General features: G+C 45.6%; 21 protein-coding genes. 20 read left to right on the top strand and 1 reads right to left on the bottom strand.

Annotated features, from left to right (window positions below; genetic code table 11):
- Nucleotides 1–56 precede the first annotated feature (56 nt).
- The 13 genes from GQF01_RS05710 (at nucleotide 57) to GQF01_RS05650 (ending at nucleotide 9,169) form a co-directional block, all read left to right on the top strand.
- Nucleotides 57–407, top strand: a complete 351-nt coding sequence (locus GQF01_RS05710) for a putative DNA-binding protein (protein ID WP_161405873.1) — start codon at nucleotides 57–59, stop codon at nucleotides 405–407.
- 26 nt (nucleotides 408–433) lie between these two features.
- Nucleotides 434–1,792 carry a signal recognition particle protein gene (ffh, locus tag GQF01_RS05705; protein ID WP_161405872.1) on the top strand — a complete coding sequence of 453 codons (1,359 nt, stop codon included), beginning with the start codon at nucleotides 434–436 and terminating at the stop codon, nucleotides 1,790–1,792.
- Nucleotides 1,793–1,828: 36 nt separating this feature from the next.
- Entirely contained in the window at nucleotides 1,829–2,101 is a 273-nt protein-coding gene (gene rpsP, locus GQF01_RS05700; RefSeq protein ID WP_127458431.1) for a 30S ribosomal protein S16, read from the top strand.
- A 26-nt stretch (nucleotides 2,102–2,127) separates the two neighbouring features.
- The gene (locus GQF01_RS05695; RefSeq protein WP_145656559.1) at nucleotides 2,128–2,358 is read left to right on the top strand and encodes a KH domain-containing protein; all 231 of its coding nucleotides are present in this window, start codon (nucleotides 2,128–2,130) and stop codon (nucleotides 2,356–2,358) included.
- 83 nt (nucleotides 2,359–2,441) lie between these two features.
- Nucleotides 2,442–2,957 carry a ribosome maturation factor RimM gene (rimM, locus tag GQF01_RS05690; protein ID WP_161405871.1) on the top strand — a complete coding sequence of 172 codons (516 nt, stop codon included), beginning with the start codon at nucleotides 2,442–2,444 and terminating at the stop codon, nucleotides 2,955–2,957.
- Nucleotides 2,954–3,706, top strand: a complete 753-nt coding sequence (gene trmD / locus GQF01_RS05685) for a tRNA (guanosine(37)-N1)-methyltransferase TrmD (protein WP_161405870.1) — start codon at nucleotides 2,954–2,956, stop codon at nucleotides 3,704–3,706. Before rimM ends, trmD begins: the two co-directional genes overlap by 4 nt.
- Before the next feature lie 168 nt (nucleotides 3,707–3,874).
- A complete protein-coding gene (gene rplS / locus GQF01_RS05680; protein WP_127458434.1) occupies nucleotides 3,875–4,216 on the top strand; it encodes a 50S ribosomal protein L19 in 342 nt (113 codons plus the stop codon).
- Nucleotides 4,217–4,308: 92 nt separating this feature from the next.
- Nucleotides 4,309–4,935, top strand: coding sequence for a signal peptidase I (gene lepB / locus GQF01_RS05675; protein WP_161405869.1), 627 nt, complete (start codon nucleotides 4,309–4,311; stop codon nucleotides 4,933–4,935).
- Nucleotides 4,936–4,946: 11 nt separating this feature from the next.
- Nucleotides 4,947–5,810, top strand: coding sequence for a ribosome biogenesis GTPase YlqF (gene ylqF, locus GQF01_RS05670; RefSeq protein ID WP_161405868.1), 864 nt, complete (start codon nucleotides 4,947–4,949; stop codon nucleotides 5,808–5,810).
- A gap of 140 nt (nucleotides 5,811–5,950) precedes the next feature.
- Nucleotides 5,951–6,598: a ribonuclease HII gene (locus GQF01_RS05665; protein ID WP_161405867.1), complete on the top strand. Its 648-nt coding sequence runs from the start codon at nucleotides 5,951–5,953 to the stop codon at nucleotides 6,596–6,598.
- A 74-nt stretch (nucleotides 6,599–6,672) separates the two neighbouring features.
- Complete coding sequence (locus GQF01_RS05660; RefSeq protein WP_161405866.1) at nucleotides 6,673–8,481, top strand: hypothetical protein; 1,809 nt, start codon at nucleotides 6,673–6,675, stop codon at nucleotides 8,479–8,481.
- Entirely contained in the window at nucleotides 8,478–8,792 is a 315-nt protein-coding gene (locus GQF01_RS05655; protein ID WP_161405865.1) for an EscU/YscU/HrcU family type III secretion system export apparatus switch protein, read from the top strand. Before GQF01_RS05660 ends, GQF01_RS05655 begins: the two co-directional genes overlap by 4 nt.
- Nucleotides 8,792–9,169 carry a YraN family protein gene (locus GQF01_RS05650; protein ID WP_161405864.1) on the top strand — a complete coding sequence of 126 codons (378 nt, stop codon included), beginning with the start codon at nucleotides 8,792–8,794 and terminating at the stop codon, nucleotides 9,167–9,169. The genes GQF01_RS05655 and GQF01_RS05650 overlap by 1 nt, the downstream gene beginning before the upstream one ends.
- 45 nt (nucleotides 9,170–9,214) lie before the next feature.
- On the opposite strand, the gene GQF01_RS05645 is transcribed toward GQF01_RS05650, so the two are convergent.
- Complete coding sequence (locus tag GQF01_RS05645; RefSeq protein WP_161405863.1) at nucleotides 9,215–10,786, bottom strand: YifB family Mg chelatase-like AAA ATPase; 1,572 nt, start codon at nucleotides 10,784–10,786, stop codon at nucleotides 9,215–9,217.
- A gap of 194 nt (nucleotides 10,787–10,980) precedes the next feature.
- On the opposite strand from GQF01_RS05645, the gene GQF01_RS05640 reads away from it, so the two are divergent.
- The 7 genes from GQF01_RS05640 (at nucleotide 10,981) to hslV (ending at nucleotide 19,168) form a co-directional block, all read left to right on the top strand.
- Nucleotides 10,981–11,238 carry a hypothetical protein gene (locus GQF01_RS05640; protein WP_161405862.1) on the top strand — a complete coding sequence of 86 codons (258 nt, stop codon included), beginning with the start codon at nucleotides 10,981–10,983 and terminating at the stop codon, nucleotides 11,236–11,238.
- Between the two features lie 325 nt (nucleotides 11,239–11,563).
- Nucleotides 11,564–12,724, top strand: coding sequence for an ADP-forming succinate--CoA ligase subunit beta (gene sucC / locus GQF01_RS05635; protein ID WP_145656506.1), 1,161 nt, complete (start codon nucleotides 11,564–11,566; stop codon nucleotides 12,722–12,724).
- A 50-nt stretch (nucleotides 12,725–12,774) separates the two neighbouring features.
- Nucleotides 12,775–13,707, top strand: coding sequence for a succinate--CoA ligase subunit alpha (gene sucD / locus GQF01_RS05630; RefSeq protein ID WP_127451108.1), 933 nt, complete (start codon nucleotides 12,775–12,777; stop codon nucleotides 13,705–13,707).
- 115 nt (nucleotides 13,708–13,822) lie between these two features.
- Nucleotides 13,823–14,914, top strand: coding sequence for a DNA-processing protein DprA (dprA, locus tag GQF01_RS05625; RefSeq protein ID WP_161405861.1), 1,092 nt, complete (start codon nucleotides 13,823–13,825; stop codon nucleotides 14,912–14,914).
- 69 nt (nucleotides 14,915–14,983) lie between these two features.
- Nucleotides 14,984–17,086, top strand: a complete 2,103-nt coding sequence (topA, locus tag GQF01_RS05620) for a type I DNA topoisomerase (RefSeq protein WP_161405860.1) — start codon at nucleotides 14,984–14,986, stop codon at nucleotides 17,084–17,086.
- Nucleotides 17,087–17,098: 12 nt separating this feature from the next.
- Entirely contained in the window at nucleotides 17,099–18,415 is a 1,317-nt protein-coding gene (gene trmFO, locus GQF01_RS05615; RefSeq protein WP_161405859.1) for an FADH(2)-oxidizing methylenetetrahydrofolate--tRNA-(uracil(54)-C(5))-methyltransferase TrmFO, read from the top strand.
- Between the two features lie 198 nt (nucleotides 18,416–18,613).
- Entirely contained in the window at nucleotides 18,614–19,168 is a 555-nt protein-coding gene (gene hslV, locus GQF01_RS05610; RefSeq protein ID WP_161405858.1) for an ATP-dependent protease subunit HslV, read from the top strand.
- The last annotated feature ends 31 nt before the right edge of the window (nucleotides 19,169–19,199 follow it).

Genomic DNA, 19,199 nt, shown 5'->3' with positions numbered 1-19,199 from the left:
TATGATAGGTTCTGTTGTGCTGGTGTCAAGGGTGCAACCTTTACGGAGGTGGGTTCATGACTGTCGATCAAATGCTTGCGAAAACAAATCGCATTAATCTGCTATTTGATTTCTATGAACCACTTTTAACCGAGAAGCAGAGAACGTTCCTTCAATTATATACGCATGATGATTACTCGCTCGGAGAGATTGCCGAGAATTTCGAAATAAGCCGCCAAGCGGTATATGAACATATAAAACGAGCAGAGTTGACTTTACAGGAATATGAAGCTAAGCTGCATTTGTTACATAAGCATGAACAACGCATGAAGCTGCGCGCCGAGCTGGATGTTAGGCTAGATAGCTGCGATCCAGAGCTAAAGAGGAAAATGGCCGAGCTTTTTGATACAATAATAGGGATCGATTAAAAAAGTCTAAGCAGGAGGTGAAGCGCATGGCATTTGAAGGATTAGCAAACCGATTACAGAACGTATTCGGCAAGCTGAGAAGCAAAGGTAAGCTGACGGAAGAAGATGTAGGCGAAGCGCTTCGCGAGGTGAGACTCGCTCTGCTTGAAGCGGACGTTAACTTTAAAGTGGTGAAAGACTTTGTTGCTAAGGTGAAGGAACAAGCTATCGGACAAGAAGTGCTGAAGTCCTTTACACCAGGCATGGTCGTTATCGATATTGTTAACAAAGAGCTCACAGCATTAATGGGTGGCACACAGAGCAAGCTTGCTCGCTCCAATCGTCCGCCAACTGTCATTATGATGGCAGGCTTACAAGGGGCAGGTAAAACGACGACGTCTGGTAAACTGGCGAAGTTGCTCGTTAAGCAAAATCATAGACCGCTGTTGGTTGCGTGTGACATTTATCGTCCCGCTGCAATCAAACAGCTAGAAGTACTCGGTGAACAGTTGAAAGTGCCTGTTTTTTCACTAGGAGATCAAGTAAATCCTGTTGAAATTGCTAAAGCAGGACTTCAACATGCGAAAGATAACGGCAATGACTATGTGATCATTGATACAGCAGGTCGCCTGCACATTGATGAGAACTTGATGGATGAATTGAAAAATATTCGTTCAGTCGTTGAACCTGATGAAATCCTCCTTGTTGTAGATTCTATGACGGGTCAGGATGCTGTCAACGTAGCTGAGAGTTTCCATCAGCAATTGGAACTCACAGGTGTGGTACTAACCAAGCTTGATGGCGATACCCGCGGTGGCGCGGCGTTATCTGTCAAGGCAGTTACAGGTTGTCCGATTAAGTTCGTAGCAAGCGGCGAGAAGATGGACGCGCTAGAACCATTCTTCCCGGATCGTATGGCGTCAAGAATTCTTGGCATGGGCGATATGCTCACATTGATTGAGAAAGCGCAAGCTGGTATCGATATGGACAAGGCGAAGGAAATGGAGCGCAAAATGCGCAACGCCGAATTCACTTTCGAGGATTTCCTTGATCAAATGGAGCAAGTGAAGAAGATGGGGCCGCTTGATCAAATTCTGGAGATGCTGCCAGGCGCGAACAAGATCAAAGGCATGAAGGATATGAAAGTCGACGACAAACAGATGGCTCGTGTTGAAGCAATTGTGAAGTCGATGACGAAGGAAGAGAAGCGCAAACCTGAGCTGTTGAATGCCAACCGTCGCAAACGAATTGCACTAGGCAGTGGTAACTCGGTTCAAGAGGTCAACCGTTTCATTAAACAGTTTGATGATATGCGCAAAATGATGAAGCAGTTCTCAGGCATGATGGGGCCGAAAGGCGCCAAGGGCATGAAGAAGTTAGGCAAGGGATTTAAATTTCCCTTTTAAATCATGTTTTTTATTCTAAGTAGGAGGTGATTTTTCATGGCAGTACGTATTCGTCTTAAACGTGTAGGCGCTCATAAAGCTCCTTTCTACCGTGTGGTGGTTTCGGATTCCCGTTCCCCGCGTGATGGTCGTTTTATCGAAGAAATCGGAACTTATAACCCGATCGCAGAACCAGCAGCTGTAAACCTTGATGAGGAAAAAGCGCTGAAATGGCTTCAAACTGGCGCTCAACCGTCCGATACAGTTCGCAGCCTGTTTTCCAAAGCAGGTTTGATGACTAAGTTTCACGAGCTGAAATTGCAGAAGTAATCTGTTATCTTTCGGAGGGTGGGTTCATGAAGGATCTTATCACCGTTATTGCTAAGGCTCTTGTTGATCATCCGGAAGAAGTACGTGTCGTTGTCGTGGAGAAGGATGACAAAATTGAGTACAGGCTGTCTGTTCACCCCGACGATGTCGGTAAAGTGATCGGGAAGCAGGGCAAGATCGCGAAATCGCTCCGCACAGTCGTCACGTCAGCAGCAGTGAAAGAAACGAAGCGGGTAGCCGTTGAAATCGTTTCATAAGAAAGTAGGTTAGGATTCAGTTCCTAGCCTTTTTCTTGTATGGTCTTGAAAGGTAAATTATAGTGGAGGTTGGGCAAGCGCAAATGACCGAGAAACTAATAACTGTTGGTTTAATCGCAAACACGCACGGGATTCGTGGAGAATTGAAAATAGTTCCAGAAACTGATTTTCCAGAACGTTTTGATAAAGGAAATTCTTTAATTATCGTTGATCCTCAAAATAAGCAAACGCCGGTGACGGTTCAAACCTCCCGCTTACATAAAAACGTATTTATCGTCCAATTTGCACAGTTCAGCAATATTAATGAGGTTGAGAAATTCAAAGGTTCACTGCTAAAAATCGAAGCTAAGAATCAACAGCCCTTGGAAGAGGGAGAATATTATTACCACGAGATCATTGGCTGTAAGGTCGTAACGGAGGAAGGCCAAGAACTAGGACTTGTTTCTGAAGTTTTGACACCTGGCGCCAACGATGTTTGGGTTGTGAGCTTGCCTAAGGGCAAACAGCTTCTGCTTCCTGTGATTGATGATGTGGTTCTGGATGTAGATATTGCTGCCAAAACAATCCGGATTCATTTGATGGAAGGACTAATGGAATGAGAATTGATGTATTAACCTTGTTTCCAGAAATGTTTGACGGGGTATTTTCGTCGAGCATTTTGGGGAAAGCTCGTGACAAGGGAATTGTTAGTCTAAACACCGTGAATTTTCGTGAGTACTCCAATAACAAACATAATACCGTCGACGACTATCCCTACGGTGGTGGCGGTGGAATGGTTCTAAAGCCGGAGCCAATTTTTGCGGCAGTGGAGGATTTACCTAAGCATCAAGAGGCCGGACAGGAACCTGCAAAGCCGCGTGTCATTCTCATGTGTCCTCAGGGTACGCCGTTTTCACAGAAAATTGCCGAAGAACTCTCGAGCGAAGAGCATCTTGTGTTCATTTGTGGTCACTATGAGGGCTACGATGAACGCATTAGGCAGTATCTCGTGACTGATGAGCTATCCATAGGTGATTATGTATTAACTGGTGGGGAATTGCCTGCTATGGTCGTTATAGACAGCGTAGTGAGGCTGCTGCCAGGTGTACTGGGCAATGAGATGTCAGCGGTGACGGACTCGTTCTCCACAGGCCTGCTGGAGTACCCTCATTATACAAGGCCGGCTAAGTTCAGAGAGTGGGAAGTGCCTGACATGCTTTTATCAGGACACCATGAGAACGTGAAGCGCTGGCGCCGCAAGGAATCCATCCTTCGTACCCTTGAGCGTCGTCCTGATTTGCTTGAAGGTAGAGAGTTGTCCAAAGAAGAAAAGGTTTGGATCATGGAATGGCGAGAGAAAAACAAATGAAGTAGCCCCCAAAAACTTCTCTATTGAATTTCTCTTCTGACTATGATAATATATATTCTGTTGTGAATTTTTCAACAGTTCGAGTCTGGTGGTCCTCTACGCATAACAACTAAGACATACTTTTTAGATAAGCGGAATGAACACCTGTGTGGAAGGAGGGAGTCAACTATGAATCTTATTCAAGAGATTACGAAAGAGCAACTCCGTACGGATATTCCTAATTTCCGTCCAGGAGACACACTTAAAGTACACGTAAAAGTTATCGAGGGTACACGTGAGCGTATTCAGCTGTTCGAAGGTGTTGTTATTAAACGCCACGGCGGTGGAATCAGCGAAACGTTTACAGTTCGTAAAATTTCTTACGGTGTGGGTGTGGAAAGAACTTTCCCATTCCATTCTCCGAAGATTGAGAAGATTGAAGTGGCTCGCCGTGGTAAAGTTCGTCGTGCGAAACTTTATTATCTGCGTGGTCTTCGTGGTAAAGCAGCAAGAATCAAAGAAATTCGATAAGAAAACGGGGGGCTTGTTCAGGCAAGTCTCCTTTTCATTTTTGTAGGGCAATCTAATACATATAACCAAAACTGGAAAAGAGGCAATCAGTGATGGAACAGAATGAGCAAGATCAGCCTAGAATAAGCTCAGTTACAACCGCGGAAACTACACCAGCAGCACCTGCTAAAACAGCAAAAAGCGAAACTTGGGAATGGATCAAAGCGTTAGTAATCGCGGGAGTGCTCGTTATTATCATTCGCTGGTTCCTATTCTCACCTTTCATAGTCGACGGTGACTCCATGCGTCCGAATTTTTTAACCGGCGAACGACTCATTGTCAATAAAATTGTTTATGACATTCGCGCACCGAAACGGGGAGAAGTTATCGTTTTCCACGCACCGGAGGGGAAAGATTACATTAAACGTGTGATCGCACTACCAGGTGAAACCGTTAAGGTAACAGGTGATAAAGTATTTATTAATGGTCAAGAGATCGATCAGGCATTTATCAAGGAAGCTATCGAACAAGCGAATAAAGAAGGACATGCGTATAATACATTGTCGGATTTCCCTGAAACCAAAGTACCAGATGGGGAGCTTTTTGCAATGGGAGACAATCGTCCGAACTCGAAAGATAGCCGTGCTAAAAGTGTAGGCTTCGTTCCATTCGAAAAAGTCGTTGGCCGTGCTGAAGTCATTTTCTGGCCGCTGAACAAAATTAGTTTTATACATTTTTGAGGTGAAATAGAATGACCATTCAATGGTTTCCCGGTCACATGACCAAAGCTCGAAGGCAGATTGAAGACAAGCTTAAGCTAATTGATGTCGTCATTGAGCTCTTGGATGCCCGCGTACCGCTTTCCAGCCGGAACCCGATGGTAGATGAAATTTTGAAGGGCAAACCTCGGTTGGTCCTTTTGAACAAAAATGATTTGGCGGATCCCCAAGTGACAGCGCAGTGGGTTAAGTATTTTGCAGATCAAGGTCTGCCTGCTTTACCAATTGATGCAGCCACTGGAACTGCGACCAAAGAAATTTTACCGCGCGTAAAACAGCTGTGGGCACATAAAATTGAACGTCAAATCAGCAGAGGGATTAATCCTCGTGCTGTAAGGGCACTCATCGTCGGCATTCCTAACGTTGGGAAATCAACGCTCATCAATCAGCTGGCGGGTAAGAAAATCGCAGCCACGGGCGATAAGCCAGGTGTTACCAAAGGTCAACAGTGGATTAAAGTCGGAACTGAAATGGACTTGCTGGATACGCCAGGTATTTTGTGGCCGAAATTCGAAGATCAATTGGTAGGTCAACGACTTGCAGCGACTGGTGCGATCAAAGAAGAATTGCTGCATTTGGATGATATTGCGCTTTTTGTTGTGCGCTACATGGTTGAACATTATGGTGCAGCTCTTCAAGAGCGATTCGGAGTAACCGACCTTCCAGAGGATATGGAGAACGTACAGGAAGTGGTTAAGGTAATGGAAGCAATCGGTCGAAAACGCGGAGCCATTGTAAGCGGTGGTAAAGTGGATTTAGATAAAGCTTCCTTAATTATCATACGTGATCTTCGAGCAGGTAAAATGGGGCGTATTTCCTTGGAAAAGCCTCAGTGATACAAAGTAATAGCCACTTCAGACCTAGCTGGCAAGGCGGGACTGTAAGTGGTTTTTTGCTTTTTAGGCAGAAAAAAATGGGTATAGCTTGACGAAGCGGCAATCCCTTATAATGATGAGATGGAAAGGGGCGAAAGTCATTGCTGGAGCACGAAAAAGAAGTATGGGAGCAAGGATTCAGCCTTGTTGCCGGGATTGATGAGGTAGGAAGAGGTTGTTTATTTGGTGATGTCGTTGCGGCAGCAGTGATTCTTCCTCAAGGCTATGTATTAGAAGGAGTCAATGATTCCAAGAAACTCTCTGAGAAAAAACGGGATGCCCTCTATGAACAGATCATGGAGGAAGCTCTGGCTGTAGGGGTTGGCATCGTTGATGTTGATAAGATAGAAGCTATTAATATTAAACAAGCTGCTAGATTGGCTATGAAGATGGCTGTCGAGCAGTTAAGCCAAATACCGGATTATTTGCTTGTGGATGCTGAAATCGTAGATTTGGACATTCCACAAACGGCTATTATACATGGAGATGCGTTAAGTCAATCCATTGCAGCGGCATCGATTATCGCCAAAGTGACGAGGGATCGGATGTGTGTTGATTGGGATGAGCAATATCCTGAGTATGGACTTGCTGTACATAAAGGCTATGCCACCAAACACCATAGAGAGATGCTTTTGCGCTATGGTCCGACGGTTCTTCACCGAAAATTATTTATACGCAAAGTGATGGCGCAGCTGGAAGAGAAAGAAACGCAGCCGCAGTCTGAACAGTTGGAACTGGATTTCATCTGACCGCATCTTATTAAGAAATCGCTAGAAGCAGCCGATAATATACATAAGTGTTAGAGAGACTTGAGGTGAACGGGATGAACATTAGTGGTTTAATTCGCAGTCTGGTGGGTGATTTAACCGCTTCGGATAGCAAAGTGCTTGAACTAAAAGTTGGACAAGTTGTGAAAGGCGTCGTTCTCCAACTGCTTAGTGATCAAGAAGCATTTCTTAATATAGGCGGTGTACAGGTCAGAGCCAAGCTGGAAACACCTCTTAAGCAAGGAGATGTGACTTACCTGCAGGTTCAACCGGAATCAAGCGGCGGACAAATTATGTTAAAGCCGTTGACGGCATCGGGCGTACAAATCACAGAAGATTCTTTGGGTGATCTTCTTAAGGCCTTTTCCGTTAAGGACACGGCAGGCAATCGGCAAATGGTGCAGCACATGCAGCAGGAAGGTGTTCCTGTAACCAAGGAATCCGTTAAAGCATTTGAAACTTTGATGAGTAGCGTGCCTGAAGGTGTGAATAAGGAAGAGTGGGCGCAAGCCGCAGTTCTTGCCTATAAAAAAGGATTACCCCTTACACAGGAAACGGTAGGAGCTTTGAGGCAGGTTACTTCCGGTCCTACCGTAGGGAAGGTGCTGGAACAGCTGGAACAGCAGGCAGCAACCTTGCTCGAGCAGGAGCCGCAGCATTCTGCGGCCGACACCGCGAAGCAAGTGGTCGCGCTGCTAAAAGAGCTGCGGGCTTCCGCCGCAGCTGTCTGGCCCGCGCGGCCGCCGGAGGCGCCGGCCGCGGCCACGGCTCCGCCAGCTGCTTCGCAGGCTGGCGCCAGTGCGGCGGCGGCTCCCGCAGGGCCGCCGGCAGCTGGCAGCGCGCCTGTGGCCGCTGCCGTAACAGCACCGCCCGCTGCAACGCCAGCGGGCGGGGAGCTTGTCGCCGCCCCGGCGCAGCCGGCGGCGGAACCGCAGGCCGCCCGCGCCAGGGCGGCGGCCGTGCCAGAGGCTCAGGCGCGCAGCGCTGAGCCTTTGAGAGAAGGCGAACCGCCGGTGGCGGGTTCGCCTGTGCCCGTGCAGCAGCCGCCTGCGAAGCAGAAGGCGGCGGAGCCGTTAGAGGCGCGTAGCAGCGCGCCTCAGGAGCCAGAGGCTGATCCAGAGCCTAACTGGATCAGCAGGATGCTCAAAGCCGTCGGCGTTGAGCATGAGGCTCATCTGGCAGCGAAGCTGGATGAGCGTGGAGAGATCATGCAGCGCGGCCGGCTCCCTAAGGACGATCAGCTGCCGAATCTGATCGCCATGACGACTCAGCAGGATGATACAGCTAAGCCTGCTGCTACAGAGACACTGAAGAGCCTGCTTTTACAGCTCACAGCTTCTAGCGATACACCCGCGCCTCTGAGAGAGGCAGCGCAGCAAGCGCTTGGGCAAATCACGGGTCAACAGCTGATGTTGACAGGGGATAAATCCGCCATGTTTGCCCACATGACCCTATTTGTACCTTTTATGGATGGAACAGGTCAGCAATCTGCAGCGATTCATATCCAATCTCGCAAAGGCAAACGCGGTGAAGTAGATGCAAGTAACTGTCGCTTGTTATTCGATCTGCAGATGAAAATCATGGGAAATACATTAGTCGATGTACACGTCGTAAATAAAATCGTTTCACTAACGATTCATAATGATCATCCGGCATTAGCGCCTATGATGGAGGAGTCCAAGGAAGAAATAACATCGGCGATGAACAAGGCTGGCTACCAGTTTATTTCATTGAAGTGTTCACCCTATCCACAGCCTGTCATAAACGAAGATGAGGGAAAAGTGAAGGCAGTGACAGATGGTCGAGCAGATCTTCGAGCTCTGTACCTCCCAAAAACGTACAAGGGAGTGGACTTTCGGGCATGACCAAGCAAAGGAATACGGCTGGAACACCTGAACCCACGCCGATCAAAAAGGCAGTAGCGCTTCGCTACTCCCCTGAAGCACAGAAAGCTCCTACCCTTATTGCCAAGGGCAAAGGGCATGTGGCCGAAGCTATCTTACAAAAAGCCAAGGACAACGGAATTCCTGTTCAAGAAGATTCTTCACTAGTTGAGGTGTTATCCAAGCTGGACCTGGATCAGGAAATTCCTCCTGAGCTGTATCAGCTGGTGGCTGAAGTGCTAAGTTTTATCTATCGATCTGATAACCGGATGCGATCCCAGAGGGGCGGATAATGAAGGGACAAGGCAAAGATAACAGAAAAGAGCTGGGCAAGCTTGGTGAAGATGCGGCATTGGCATTTTTGAACAACATGGACTATCGGATCTTGGAACGGAACTGGCGCTGCCGCACGGGAGAACTCGATATCATAGCAGAGCAGGCAGGTACGCTCGTATTTATTGAGGTTAGAACAAGACGTACTACTGGGCATTACGGGCTTGCCAAAGAATCCGTTGATATCCGCAAGCAACTTAAAGTGAAAGAAACGGCACAATTTTACATGCATCGCTTTCAAAAATATGAGAATTCCGTTCGTTTTGATGTCATCGCTGTCGAAATAACCTTAGACGGAGTTACGCCTCAGATTGAACATATTCAAGGAGCCTTTTGAACCCGATCGTTGTTAAGACGAACGGGGCGAAGGCTCTTATTTGCGTCAACCCTCTTGCTCTTTTTGCTGCTTATCAAGATTCCGGTATTGGATGGCCTCAGCTAAGTGATGGGACAGAATACGATCGCTCTCTTCTAAATCTGCAATTGTAAGGGCTAAGCGAAGAATCCGATCATGAGCTCTAGCACTAAGTCCAAGCGCCTCAAAGGATGCACTTAGCAGTTGCTCGCCTTCAGCAGTTAAATGGCAGATTTGCCTCATCCGGTTCCCACTTAATTCATTATTATGCTGAATGCCAGTCCCCGCATAGCGCTCTTGCTGTCGCCTATGAGCAATTAAAACTTTCTCCAACATTTCCGTGGATGATAAAGGATTATTTATTGTGTGTTCCTTTAGTTGAGCATAGCTTGGTTTAGGTACCTCGACATGGAGATCGATACGATCGAGGAGAGGACCCGATATTTTGGAGCGGTATTGAACAATTTTCGCATGTGAACATATGCAAGCATTTGCTTCGTTTTCAGCTCCGTAATAACCACAAGGACAAGGATTCATTGCAGCAGCTAAAATAAACTGCGAAGGAAATGTGTACACGGCTCGTGCTCTAGCTATTGTAACGAAGCGCTCCTCAAGTGGCTGTCTAAGGACTTCCAGTGCATTTCGTGTAAACTCCGGCAGCTCGTCTAGAAATAGAATTCCCCGGTGAGCTAAGCTGACTTCGCCTGGTTTCGGTATGGTTCCACCTCCGACTAGTCCTGCAGCCGATATGGTGTGGTGAGGAGATCGAAAAGATCGCGTGCGCATCAGCGAGGAGCGATCTATGAGCTTACCTGAAGCACTGTATATTTTGGTGACCTCAAGCGCTTCATGATCTGACATGGGGGGTAAAATGGAAGGCATGCGCTTTACCAGCATGGTTTTTCCGGTTCCAGGAGGGCCGATTAAAATGATATTGTGCATGCCAGCTGCAGCTATCATCATCGCTCGTTTGACTTGATGCTGCCCGTTAACATCGGCATAATCGTCGACATCAGGGTGAGTTGTCGAAAAATTTGTCGAATCTCTATGCTGGCTACTCGTATTCATATTATATAAATACTGTTGATGAGATTGCCTACTCCAATTTCTAAAATCTGAGAGATTGGTTATCCCGCAAACTTCCATACCATCTATTAGTGCGGCTTCAGAGGCATTGGAGAGAGGGACGCAGACTCGGTTGATGCCTAACTTTTTCGCTGCATGCGTCATGGATAACACGCCTGGGATGGGTCTGAGTGAGCCGTCCAATGCTAATTCTCCCAAAAATAAAGTCATCTGCAAGGATTCACTGCTCACCTGACCCGTAGTTAGTAAAATAGCAACAGCAATAGCCAAATCGAAAGATGAGCCCTCTTTGCGCAAGTCTGCTGGTGCTAGATTCACAGTGATACGATCCATCGGGAAAGTAAATCCGCAATTTTTGATAGAAGTGCGAACTCTCTCCACAGATTCTCGGATGGCGGAGTCCGGAAGCCCCACCAAGTTCATCTGGGGCAAACCGTTTGAGATATCTACCTCTACTTCAATTGTTCTTCCTTCTATTCCTTGCAAGCAGGCGCTCCAAACTTTGCCGTACATACAATAAAACACCTTCCTCTCCTTGAATAGAGCAGCAGCTTAAACTACTGTTCATGAGGATAAAAGGTGCTTCCTTATTGATCCGCTTAATTTCCTCTATTGTATAGAAAATGGAAAATTTACGCAATCCAAAAATGGTTTAAGAACGTTTTAAATAAAATCAATATGCACATACTGGAAGATGAGGTGATGATATGCAGGAGAAGCCGTATTTTTGTCCAAACTGCCGTTCTAATCGTATCAAATTCAGCGTGATTACCAGCTATGCGCAGTCGTTTCTGAAGGATGCTTTGTCCGGAAATATAACGGAATTCAATGATCCTGACGCAATTCCTGAGGAAGAACCGATGATTCAATGTCTTGTGTGCAGTTTTACAGGGAATGAATTGCGATTTATCAAACAAGCAGAGCGCGAACCGCGTATGAACACGCCGACAACGCCACATTATTGACAAATAAAAAGTTGGACGTATTTTTCAAGTTTTGAGAAATACGTCTTTTTTATGAGGAATTTTGTCATTTAAACACATATGAGGGCGTTTAATGGGGATAAGTGATAGCTAAAGTTTTTCAGAGTGAAAGGAAAATTTGAATGGATTAACGAAAAAAATAAGGAAACTGTCGAAAATTAGTGATACAATGGTTAGGGCTTGTGAAGAAGTGTGATACTAATTCCGGCAGCAAGATTTATTTCGTGCACAACACACATAGGAAATTACACTTTTTCCCCTGTATAGCACGTATAGAAAGTCCATACTGATAGGAGGATTTTAGGAAATGAATATCCATGAGTATCAAGGCAAAGAAGTCCTGAGACAGTACGGAGTCAGCGTTCCTAACGGGAAAGTTGCTTTCACCGTAGATGAAGCTGTTGCAGCTGCAAAAGAACTCGGAACATCCGTCGTCGTCGTTAAGGCGCAAATTCATGCCGGAGGTCGCGGTAAAGCAGGCGGCGTTAAGGTAGCTAAAAACCTCGACGAAGTTCGTACATATGCTAGCGAAATTCTTGGCAAAGTGCTTGTCACTCACCAAACAGGTCCTGAAGGTAAAGAAGTTAAACGCCTTTTGATCGAAGAAGGTTGTGACATTAAAAAAGAATATTATGTTGGTGTTGTTGTTGACCGTGCTACAGGCAGCGTCGTTCTGATGGCGTCTGAAGAGGGCGGTACGGAAATTGAGGAGGTTGCTGAGCATTCTCCTGAGAAAATTTTCAAAGAGGTAGTTGATCCTGCGATCGGTCTTCAATCTTTCCAAGCTCGCAGACTTGCTTACTCAATTAACATTCCTAACGAGCTAGTTAACAAAGCAGTTAAATTCATGCTTGCGCTTTACAAAGCGTTCGTAGAGAAAGATTGCTCCATCGCTGAGATCAACCCATTGGTTGTTACTGGTTCCGGCGACGTTATGGCTCTTGATGCTAAATTGAACTTCGATTCTAACGCTCTTTTCCGTCATAAAGACATCGTTGAACTTCGCGACCTTGAAGAGGAAGATGCGAAAGAAATCCAAGCTTCCAAATATGATTTGAGCTACATTGCTCTTGACGGTAACATCGGTTGTATGGTTAACGGCGCAGGACTTGCGATGGCTACTATGGACATCATCAAGCACTACGGCGGAGATCCTGCTAACTTCCTTGACGTAGGGGGCGGTGCTACGAAAGAGAAAGTTACAGAAGCATTCAAAATCATCCTGTCCGATGAGCAAGTTAAAGGGATTTTCGTTAACATCTTCGGCGGTATCATGCGTTGTGACGTAATTGCTGACGGCGTTGTTGCTGCAGCTAGAGAACTTGGTCTTTCCCGTCCGCTTGTTGTTCGTCTTGAAGGAACAAACGTGGAACTTGGTAAAAAGATTCTTAACGAATCCGGCTTGAACATTGTTGCAGCTGACTCCATGGCAGACGGCGCTCAAAAAATCGTTGCACTTGTGAAATAAATGAAACCCGTGCGGTTTTTAAATAATATAGGGGATGTGAACAAAAGATCATGAGTATTTTGGTCAATAAACATACAAAAGTCATTACTCAAGGGATTACCGGCGCTACGGGTTTGTTTCATACCAAAGGCGGTCTTGAATACGGCACACAAATGGTTGGTGGCGTAACCCCAGGTAAAGGCGGAACAAAAGTAGACATCACACTGGAAAACGGTGAACTTGTTCAACTTCCAGTTTTTAACACAGTCATCGAAGCAAAAAATGCAACTGGTGCAACAGCATCTGTTATTTATGTACCACCTGCTTTCGCAGCAGAATCCATTATTGAAGCCGTTGACGCTGATCTTGATCTCGTTATCTGTATCACAGAAGGTATTCCGGTGCTTGACATGGTTAACGTGAAGCGTTACATGGAAGGCAAAAGAACAGTTCTTATCGGACCTAACTGCCCAGGCGTAATTACACCAGGCGAGTGCAAAATCGGTATCATGCCGGGTTACATCCATACACCAGGTCACGTAGGTGTTGTTTCCCGTTCCGGAACACTAACTTACGAAGCTGTTCACCAATTAACAACTCGCGGTATTGGACAATCTTCCGCTGTTGGTATCGGTGGAGACCCTGTAAAAGGTTCCGAGTTCATCGACATTCTCAAACGTTTCAATGAAGATCCAGACACTTATGCTGTTATCATGATCGGTGAGATCGGTGGAACAGCAGAAGAAGAAGCGGCTGAGTGGGTTGCTGCCAACATGACGAAGCCAGTTGTTGGTTTCATCGGCGGTAAAACAGCGCCTCCAGGAAAACGTATGGGCCATGCCGGTGCGATTATTTCCGGTGGTAAAGGTACAGCTGCTGAGAAAGTTGCAACTATGGAAAGATGCGGAATCCGCGTAGCGGCTACTCCATCTGAAATGGGTTCAACACTTGTTAGCGTCCTTGAAGAAAAAGGCATGCTTGACAAAGTTATCACAAAAAAATAGTCTCATCTTTTCGAAGGTAAGCAACCTTCCATCTCCCTTAAACAGGGATTTGGGAGGTTTTTTGTTTTTCTAGCTTTGCAAAGATTTGTCATTCGAGTAAGGAGTGTATATACTAATGGATAATCGAATCATTTTATTTGGCCTTCATGAACTTGAAGGGGTCGGCTGGAAGACTATGCTTCAGCTCGTTAATCGGTTTCCAGACCTACAAGTTTTATTTGAGCTCTCCGCATCGGAAATTGCTGCTCAAGGTATTCGTGCTTCCGTAGCTGAGGGAATTGCCTCGCAATTTACTCATGCCTTCATTGAGGAAAAGCTTCAATTATATATGAAGCAATCCATTCAAATTCTCACTATTTTGGATGAGGAGTACCCTCAAATATTGAAAGAAATTGCGCAGCCCCCTTGGGTTCTATATGTGAAAGGTAAACCTGCCCTACTGAATGGACGACTCTTAGGAATGGTAGGTACCCGTACGCCAACGCTTTATGGGAAAAAGATTGCAGAGGAATGGGCAGCTGCACTTTCGCGAGCTGGATTCGGTATTGTCAGCGGATTAGCAAGAGGAATTGACAGCAAAGCTCATATCGGTGCTTTACAAGGAAAGTCAAAAACGGTAGCTGTTCTTGGTTGCGCTATCAATCAGATCTATCCGCGTGAGAATGCTTTATTATTTCAAAATATTGAGCAAGAAGGAGTTATCATTTCTGAATATCCGATTGGTACAGGGATGAAACCTGGTATGTTTCCGCAACGAAACCGCATTATAGCGGGATTGTCATTAGGCGTCACAGTCGTTGAGGCCGCTGAGGACAGCGGATCGCTGATAACAGTAGAGTTTGCCCTCGAGGAATCACGGGATGTATTCGCTATTCCAGGGCCCATTAATTCCCGTGTTAGCAGTGGAGTTCATAGGCTTTTAAAGGATGGGGCGAAATTAGTTACCCGTGTGGAAGAGATTGTAGACGACTACAACTATATGATAAGTTCAGATGAAAAGCGTGCATTAAACAAGCCGTTGACATTATTTTCACTTTCGGACGAGGAAGGCGAAATTTTCCGTAAGTTGTCGAATGAACCCATTTCGATTGATGCCCTAATGGAGGACGGACAATTTACGTTTGGACATTTGCATGGAGTTCTGTTATCTTTACTATTGAAAAAGGCGATTAAACAGCTTCCAGGTTCTACCTACATCCAAGCATAGGCTATTCAAGGAGTTTTTCTTCTCGCCAATAGACTTAACCTTGAAACTAAGAGGGGAGGAAGGACGATCATGGCAGATTCATTAGTGATTGTTGAGTCACCAGCTAAAGCCAAAACCATCGGCAAGTATTTAGGCAGCAAATTTATCGTAAAAGCCTCGATGGGTCATATTCGCGACCTTCCGAAAAGCCAAATTGGCGTTGAAGTAGATCGTAACTTTGAGCCTAAATACATAACTATCCGTGGTAAAGGTTCTATATTAAAAGAATTAAAAGATGCTAGTAAAAAAGTGAAAAAAATATATCTCGCAGCTGACCCGGATCGTGAAGGGGAAGCAATTGCTTGGCATTTAGCGCATTATTTGGATGTTGGTCCAGATGAGCTGTGTCGTGTTGTGTTTAATGAAATTACGAAGGATGCTGTGAAGGATGCTTTCAAGACACCTCGCCGCATCAATCAGGATCTTGTTAACGCACAGCAGGCTAGGCGGATATTGGATCGACTTGTAGGTTATAAAATAAGCCCGTTACTTTGGAAAAAAGTAAAAAAAGGTTTATCGGCTGGCCGTGTACAGTCCGTCGCGGTCAAACTGATTCAAGATCGAGAGAATGAAATTAAAGCCTTTGAGCCTGAAGAGTACTGGTCCATTACAGCACTGTTGGATGCGGGAAAAGCAGGATTCGAAGCGAAGTACCACAGCATTAACGGCGAGAAGAAAGAACTTCACTCGCAAGAGGATGTTAACGAGATCTTGGCCGCAATGGGCAACGGGAAGTTTACTGTCAAAGAAGTGAAAGAGAAAGAGCGTGGACGCAATCCATCTCCTCCATTCATTACGAGCTCCATGCAGCAAGAAGCGGCACGTAAATTGAACTTCCGGGCGTCCAAGACGATGTCAGTGGCGCAGCAATTATATGAAGGAATAGATTTGGGGAAAGAAGGAACGGTTGGTTTAATTACGTACATGCGTACGGATTCAACACGGATTTCACCCGTCGCCCAAGAAGAAGCTAGAGAGTTTATTCAGACGAAATACGGCGCAGCATTTTATCCAGAAACACCCCGCGTTTACACGAAAAAGAATGCAAACACACAAGATGCGCATGAAGGAATCAGGCCTACCTCTGTGCTACGCGAACCTGAACAATTGAAAGAGTTCCTTAGCAGAGATCAATATCGTCTTTACAAACTCGTATGGGATCGTTTCGTTGCTAGTCAAATGGCATCAGCCATCCTAGACACGATGACCATCGATTTGACAGCAGGTGAAACTGTATTCCGGGCGAATGGCTCCAAAATGAAATTTGCCGGATTTATGAAGGTCTATGTTGAGAGCAATGATGATGGAACGACTGAAGAGGATAAATTGCTTCCGCCATTATCTAAAGGTGATGTTTTGGACAAACAAAGCATTGACCCGAAACAACACTTCACTCAGCCGCCTCCACGGTATACGGAAGCCCGTTTAGTGAGAGCTCTAGAGGAAATGGGCATTGGCCGACCAAGTACGTATGCACCGACGCTGGAAACGATACAGAAGCGGGGTTACGTTGCGATCGAAGACAAGAAATTCGTTCCTACTGAGTTAGGCGAGCTTGTCATCCAATTAATGCAAGAGTTCTTCCCAGAAATCCTCGATGTTGAGTTCACCGCACATATGGAAGAGGAACTTGACTTTGTAGAAGAAGGCAAAGAAGATTGGGTAAGAGTCTTGGATACTTTCTATACTTCCTTTGAGAAACGGCTTGAATTTGCCGAAGAAGAAATGAAGGAAATTGAAATTCAAGATGAAGTGTCTGATGAAATCTGCGAGAAATGCGGTAAGCATCTTGTTTATAAAATGGGACGCTTCGGTAAGTTCCTGGCATGCTCTGGATTCCCGGATTGCCGTAACACGAAGCCAATCATTAAAGATATCGGCGTCACATGCCCAACCTGCCATACAGGTAAGATTGTAGAACGCAGAAGTAAGAAGGGCAGAGTATTCTACGGCTGCGATCAATATCCAACTTGTGATTTTGTCTCGTGGGATAAACCGGTTAATAAGCCTTGTCCGGTTTGCAGCTCGATGATGATCGAGAAAAGAAGTAAGAACGGCATCAGCATTCAATGTACGAAATGTGACCATAAAGAAGAAGTGAATGAAGATCAGAATGACGATATGAAAGATTAGAGGTGTCCGATTTTGCCAGAATACCCAAGAGTAACAGTCATCGGAGCAGGACTCGCTGGTAGTGAAGCAGCTTGGCAGATTGCACGACAAGGTGTTCCTGTTACTTTATACGAAATGCGTAATGTCCGTAAAACACCAGCTCATATAACCGATCAGTTTGCAGAGCTGGTGTGCAGTAACTCCCTTAGATCCAATGGTTTAACGAATGCAGTTGGCGTATTGAAAGAAGAGATGAGACGAATGGACTCCTTGATTCTCTCCTGTGCTGACCAGCATGCTGTACCAGCAGGTGGAGCTTTAGCTGTTGACCGTGATGGGTTCTCACAAGCTGTTACACAAACGCTGCGGAACCATCCGCTAATTGAAGTCATCAACGAGGAAGTTCAAGTTTTGCCGGAAGGCATCACCGTCGTAGCCTCGGGTCCGTTAACTTCACCAGATTTGTCTAACCAGCTTAAAGGACTGATGGGTGAGGAATACTTGTACTTCTATGATGCGGCAGCGCCGATCTTAGAGAAAGATTCCATTGATATGAATAAAGTTTACCTGGCTTCTCGTTATGACAAAGGTGAGGCGGCCTACCTTAATTGTCCAATGACTGAAGAGGAATTCGATGTTTTCTACGAAGCCTTAATAACGGCAGAAGTAGCAGAACTTAAGGAATTCGAAAAAGAGATCTATTTCGAGGGCTGCATGCCCTTAGAGGTAATGGCTAAGCGCGGCAAGCAGACGGTGTTGTTCGGGCCAATGAAACCGGTTGGACTGATTAACCCGCACACTGGAAAGCTGCCACACGCTGTCGTACAGCTTCGTCAAGACAATGCCGCGGGAACCTTATATAATTTGGTTGGTTTCCAAACCCATTTGAAGTGGGGCGAGCAAAAACGCGTTCTGTCTTTGATTCCTGGCTTGGAACAAGCAGAGTTCGTCCGTTATGGTGTTATGCATCGCAATACTTTTATCAATTCACCGAAGCTTCTTGAGCCGACTTACCAGTACAAGCATCGTGAGAATCTGTTTTTTGCAGGACAAATGACAGGTGTTGAAGGTTATGTGGAATCTGCCGCATCCGGTTTAATCGCTGGACTTAATGCGGGTCGAGTAGCAAAAGGCCAGCCTTGCTTGGTACTTCCTCAGGAAACAACGTTAGGCAGCATGGCAAATTACATTACGACAGCTGATTTTAAACATTTTCAGCCGATGAATGCTAATTTCGGATTACTTCCACAACTTCCGGAACGAATTCGGAACAAAAAGGAAAAATACGAGAAGCTGGCTAATCGGGCAATTGAGAGTATTCAGAATTTTTCGAAAACAATAGCTGAATAGGTTGTAATCTAACTATTTAGTGTGTTACTATAATAATGTTTTGAATTATTATTCATTCGTTTTCTCATACATTTACCTCTAGATGCGGTCTAATTTGTGAAATTGACCTCGCTAGAGGTTTATCTCTTTTTATTAGGTCGAAACCAAGTCAAGAATTTGTTTACACGGTGTATGATTCCATTGGAGGGGTGAGAAGAGATGGATGCCAGTCAAGCGCAATTTCATGCGACAACTATTTTTGCCATTCGTCATCAAGGTAAAGGTGCAATAGCCGGAGATGGTCAAGTCACTTTTGGCAACAGTATGATTATGAAGAACAGTGCCAAAAAGGTGAGGCGTTTACATAGAGGGAAAGTTATCGCTGGTTTTGCAGGATCAGTAGCCGACGCGATTACCCTTTTTGAAAAATTCGAAGGCAAGCTCGAAGAACATCATGGTAATTTACAGCGTGCAGCAGTCGAACTCACGAAGGATTGGCGGCAAGACCGTGTATTACGTCGATTAGAAGCTATGATGATTGTTATGGATGCTACTGGTTTATTGCTTCTCTCAGGCAATGGGGAGGTTATTGAACCCGATGATGGTATTCTGGCAATTGGTTCTGGCGGCAGTTTCGCATTGGCTGCTGGAAGGGCATTATATCGTCATGCACCAGCGCTCAGTGCCAAAGAGATTGCACATGCTGCACTCACAACAGCCGCTGAAATTTGTGTGTTCACGAATCATAACATTATTGTCGAAGAAATCGAGTAAGTCAGAATTGATTACGCACTTTTTTAGGAGG

Source organism: Paenibacillus silvestris (assembly GCF_009882985.1).
GTDB lineage: Bacteria > Bacillota > Bacilli > Paenibacillales > NBRC-103111 > Paenibacillus_E > Paenibacillus_E silvestris.
Note: the sequence above shows the minus strand (reverse complement) of the source record. Positions and strands in the feature narration are given on the sequence as shown.

What these genes read in the sequence shown, in the direction of transcription:
- GQF01_RS05710 (WP_161405873.1), top strand. Translation starts at nt 57, where the DNA reads ATGACTGTCGATCAAATGCTTGCGAAAACAAATCGCATTAATCTGCTA.
- ffh (WP_161405872.1), top strand. Translation starts at nt 434, where the DNA reads ATGGCATTTGAAGGATTAGCAAACCGATTACAGAACGTATTCGGCAAG.
- rpsP (WP_127458431.1), top strand. Translation starts at nt 1,829, where the DNA reads ATGGCAGTACGTATTCGTCTTAAACGTGTAGGCGCTCATAAAGCTCCT.
- GQF01_RS05695 (WP_145656559.1), top strand. Translation starts at nt 2,128, where the DNA reads ATGAAGGATCTTATCACCGTTATTGCTAAGGCTCTTGTTGATCATCCG.
- rimM (WP_161405871.1), top strand. Translation starts at nt 2,442, where the DNA reads ATGACCGAGAAACTAATAACTGTTGGTTTAATCGCAAACACGCACGGG.
- trmD (WP_161405870.1), top strand. Translation starts at nt 2,954, where the DNA reads ATGAGAATTGATGTATTAACCTTGTTTCCAGAAATGTTTGACGGGGTA.
- rplS (WP_127458434.1), top strand. Translation starts at nt 3,875, where the DNA reads ATGAATCTTATTCAAGAGATTACGAAAGAGCAACTCCGTACGGATATT.
- lepB (WP_161405869.1), top strand. Translation starts at nt 4,309, where the DNA reads ATGGAACAGAATGAGCAAGATCAGCCTAGAATAAGCTCAGTTACAACC.
- ylqF (WP_161405868.1), top strand. Translation starts at nt 4,947, where the DNA reads ATGACCATTCAATGGTTTCCCGGTCACATGACCAAAGCTCGAAGGCAG.
- GQF01_RS05660 (WP_161405866.1), top strand. Translation starts at nt 6,673, where the DNA reads ATGAACATTAGTGGTTTAATTCGCAGTCTGGTGGGTGATTTAACCGCT.
- GQF01_RS05655 (WP_161405865.1), top strand. Translation starts at nt 8,478, where the DNA reads ATGACCAAGCAAAGGAATACGGCTGGAACACCTGAACCCACGCCGATC.
- GQF01_RS05650 (WP_161405864.1), top strand. Translation starts at nt 8,792, where the DNA reads ATGAAGGGACAAGGCAAAGATAACAGAAAAGAGCTGGGCAAGCTTGGT.
- GQF01_RS05645 (WP_161405863.1), bottom strand. Translation starts at nt 10,786, where the DNA reads ATGTACGGCAAAGTTTGGAGCGCCTGCTTGCAAGGAATAGAAGGAAGA.
- GQF01_RS05640 (WP_161405862.1), top strand. Translation starts at nt 10,981, where the DNA reads ATGCAGGAGAAGCCGTATTTTTGTCCAAACTGCCGTTCTAATCGTATC.
- sucC (WP_145656506.1), top strand. Translation starts at nt 11,564, where the DNA reads ATGAATATCCATGAGTATCAAGGCAAAGAAGTCCTGAGACAGTACGGA.
- sucD (WP_127451108.1), top strand. Translation starts at nt 12,775, where the DNA reads ATGAGTATTTTGGTCAATAAACATACAAAAGTCATTACTCAAGGGATT.
- dprA (WP_161405861.1), top strand. Translation starts at nt 13,823, where the DNA reads ATGGATAATCGAATCATTTTATTTGGCCTTCATGAACTTGAAGGGGTC.
- topA (WP_161405860.1), top strand. Translation starts at nt 14,984, where the DNA reads ATGGCAGATTCATTAGTGATTGTTGAGTCACCAGCTAAAGCCAAAACC.
- hslV (WP_161405858.1), top strand. Translation starts at nt 18,614, where the DNA reads ATGGATGCCAGTCAAGCGCAATTTCATGCGACAACTATTTTTGCCATT.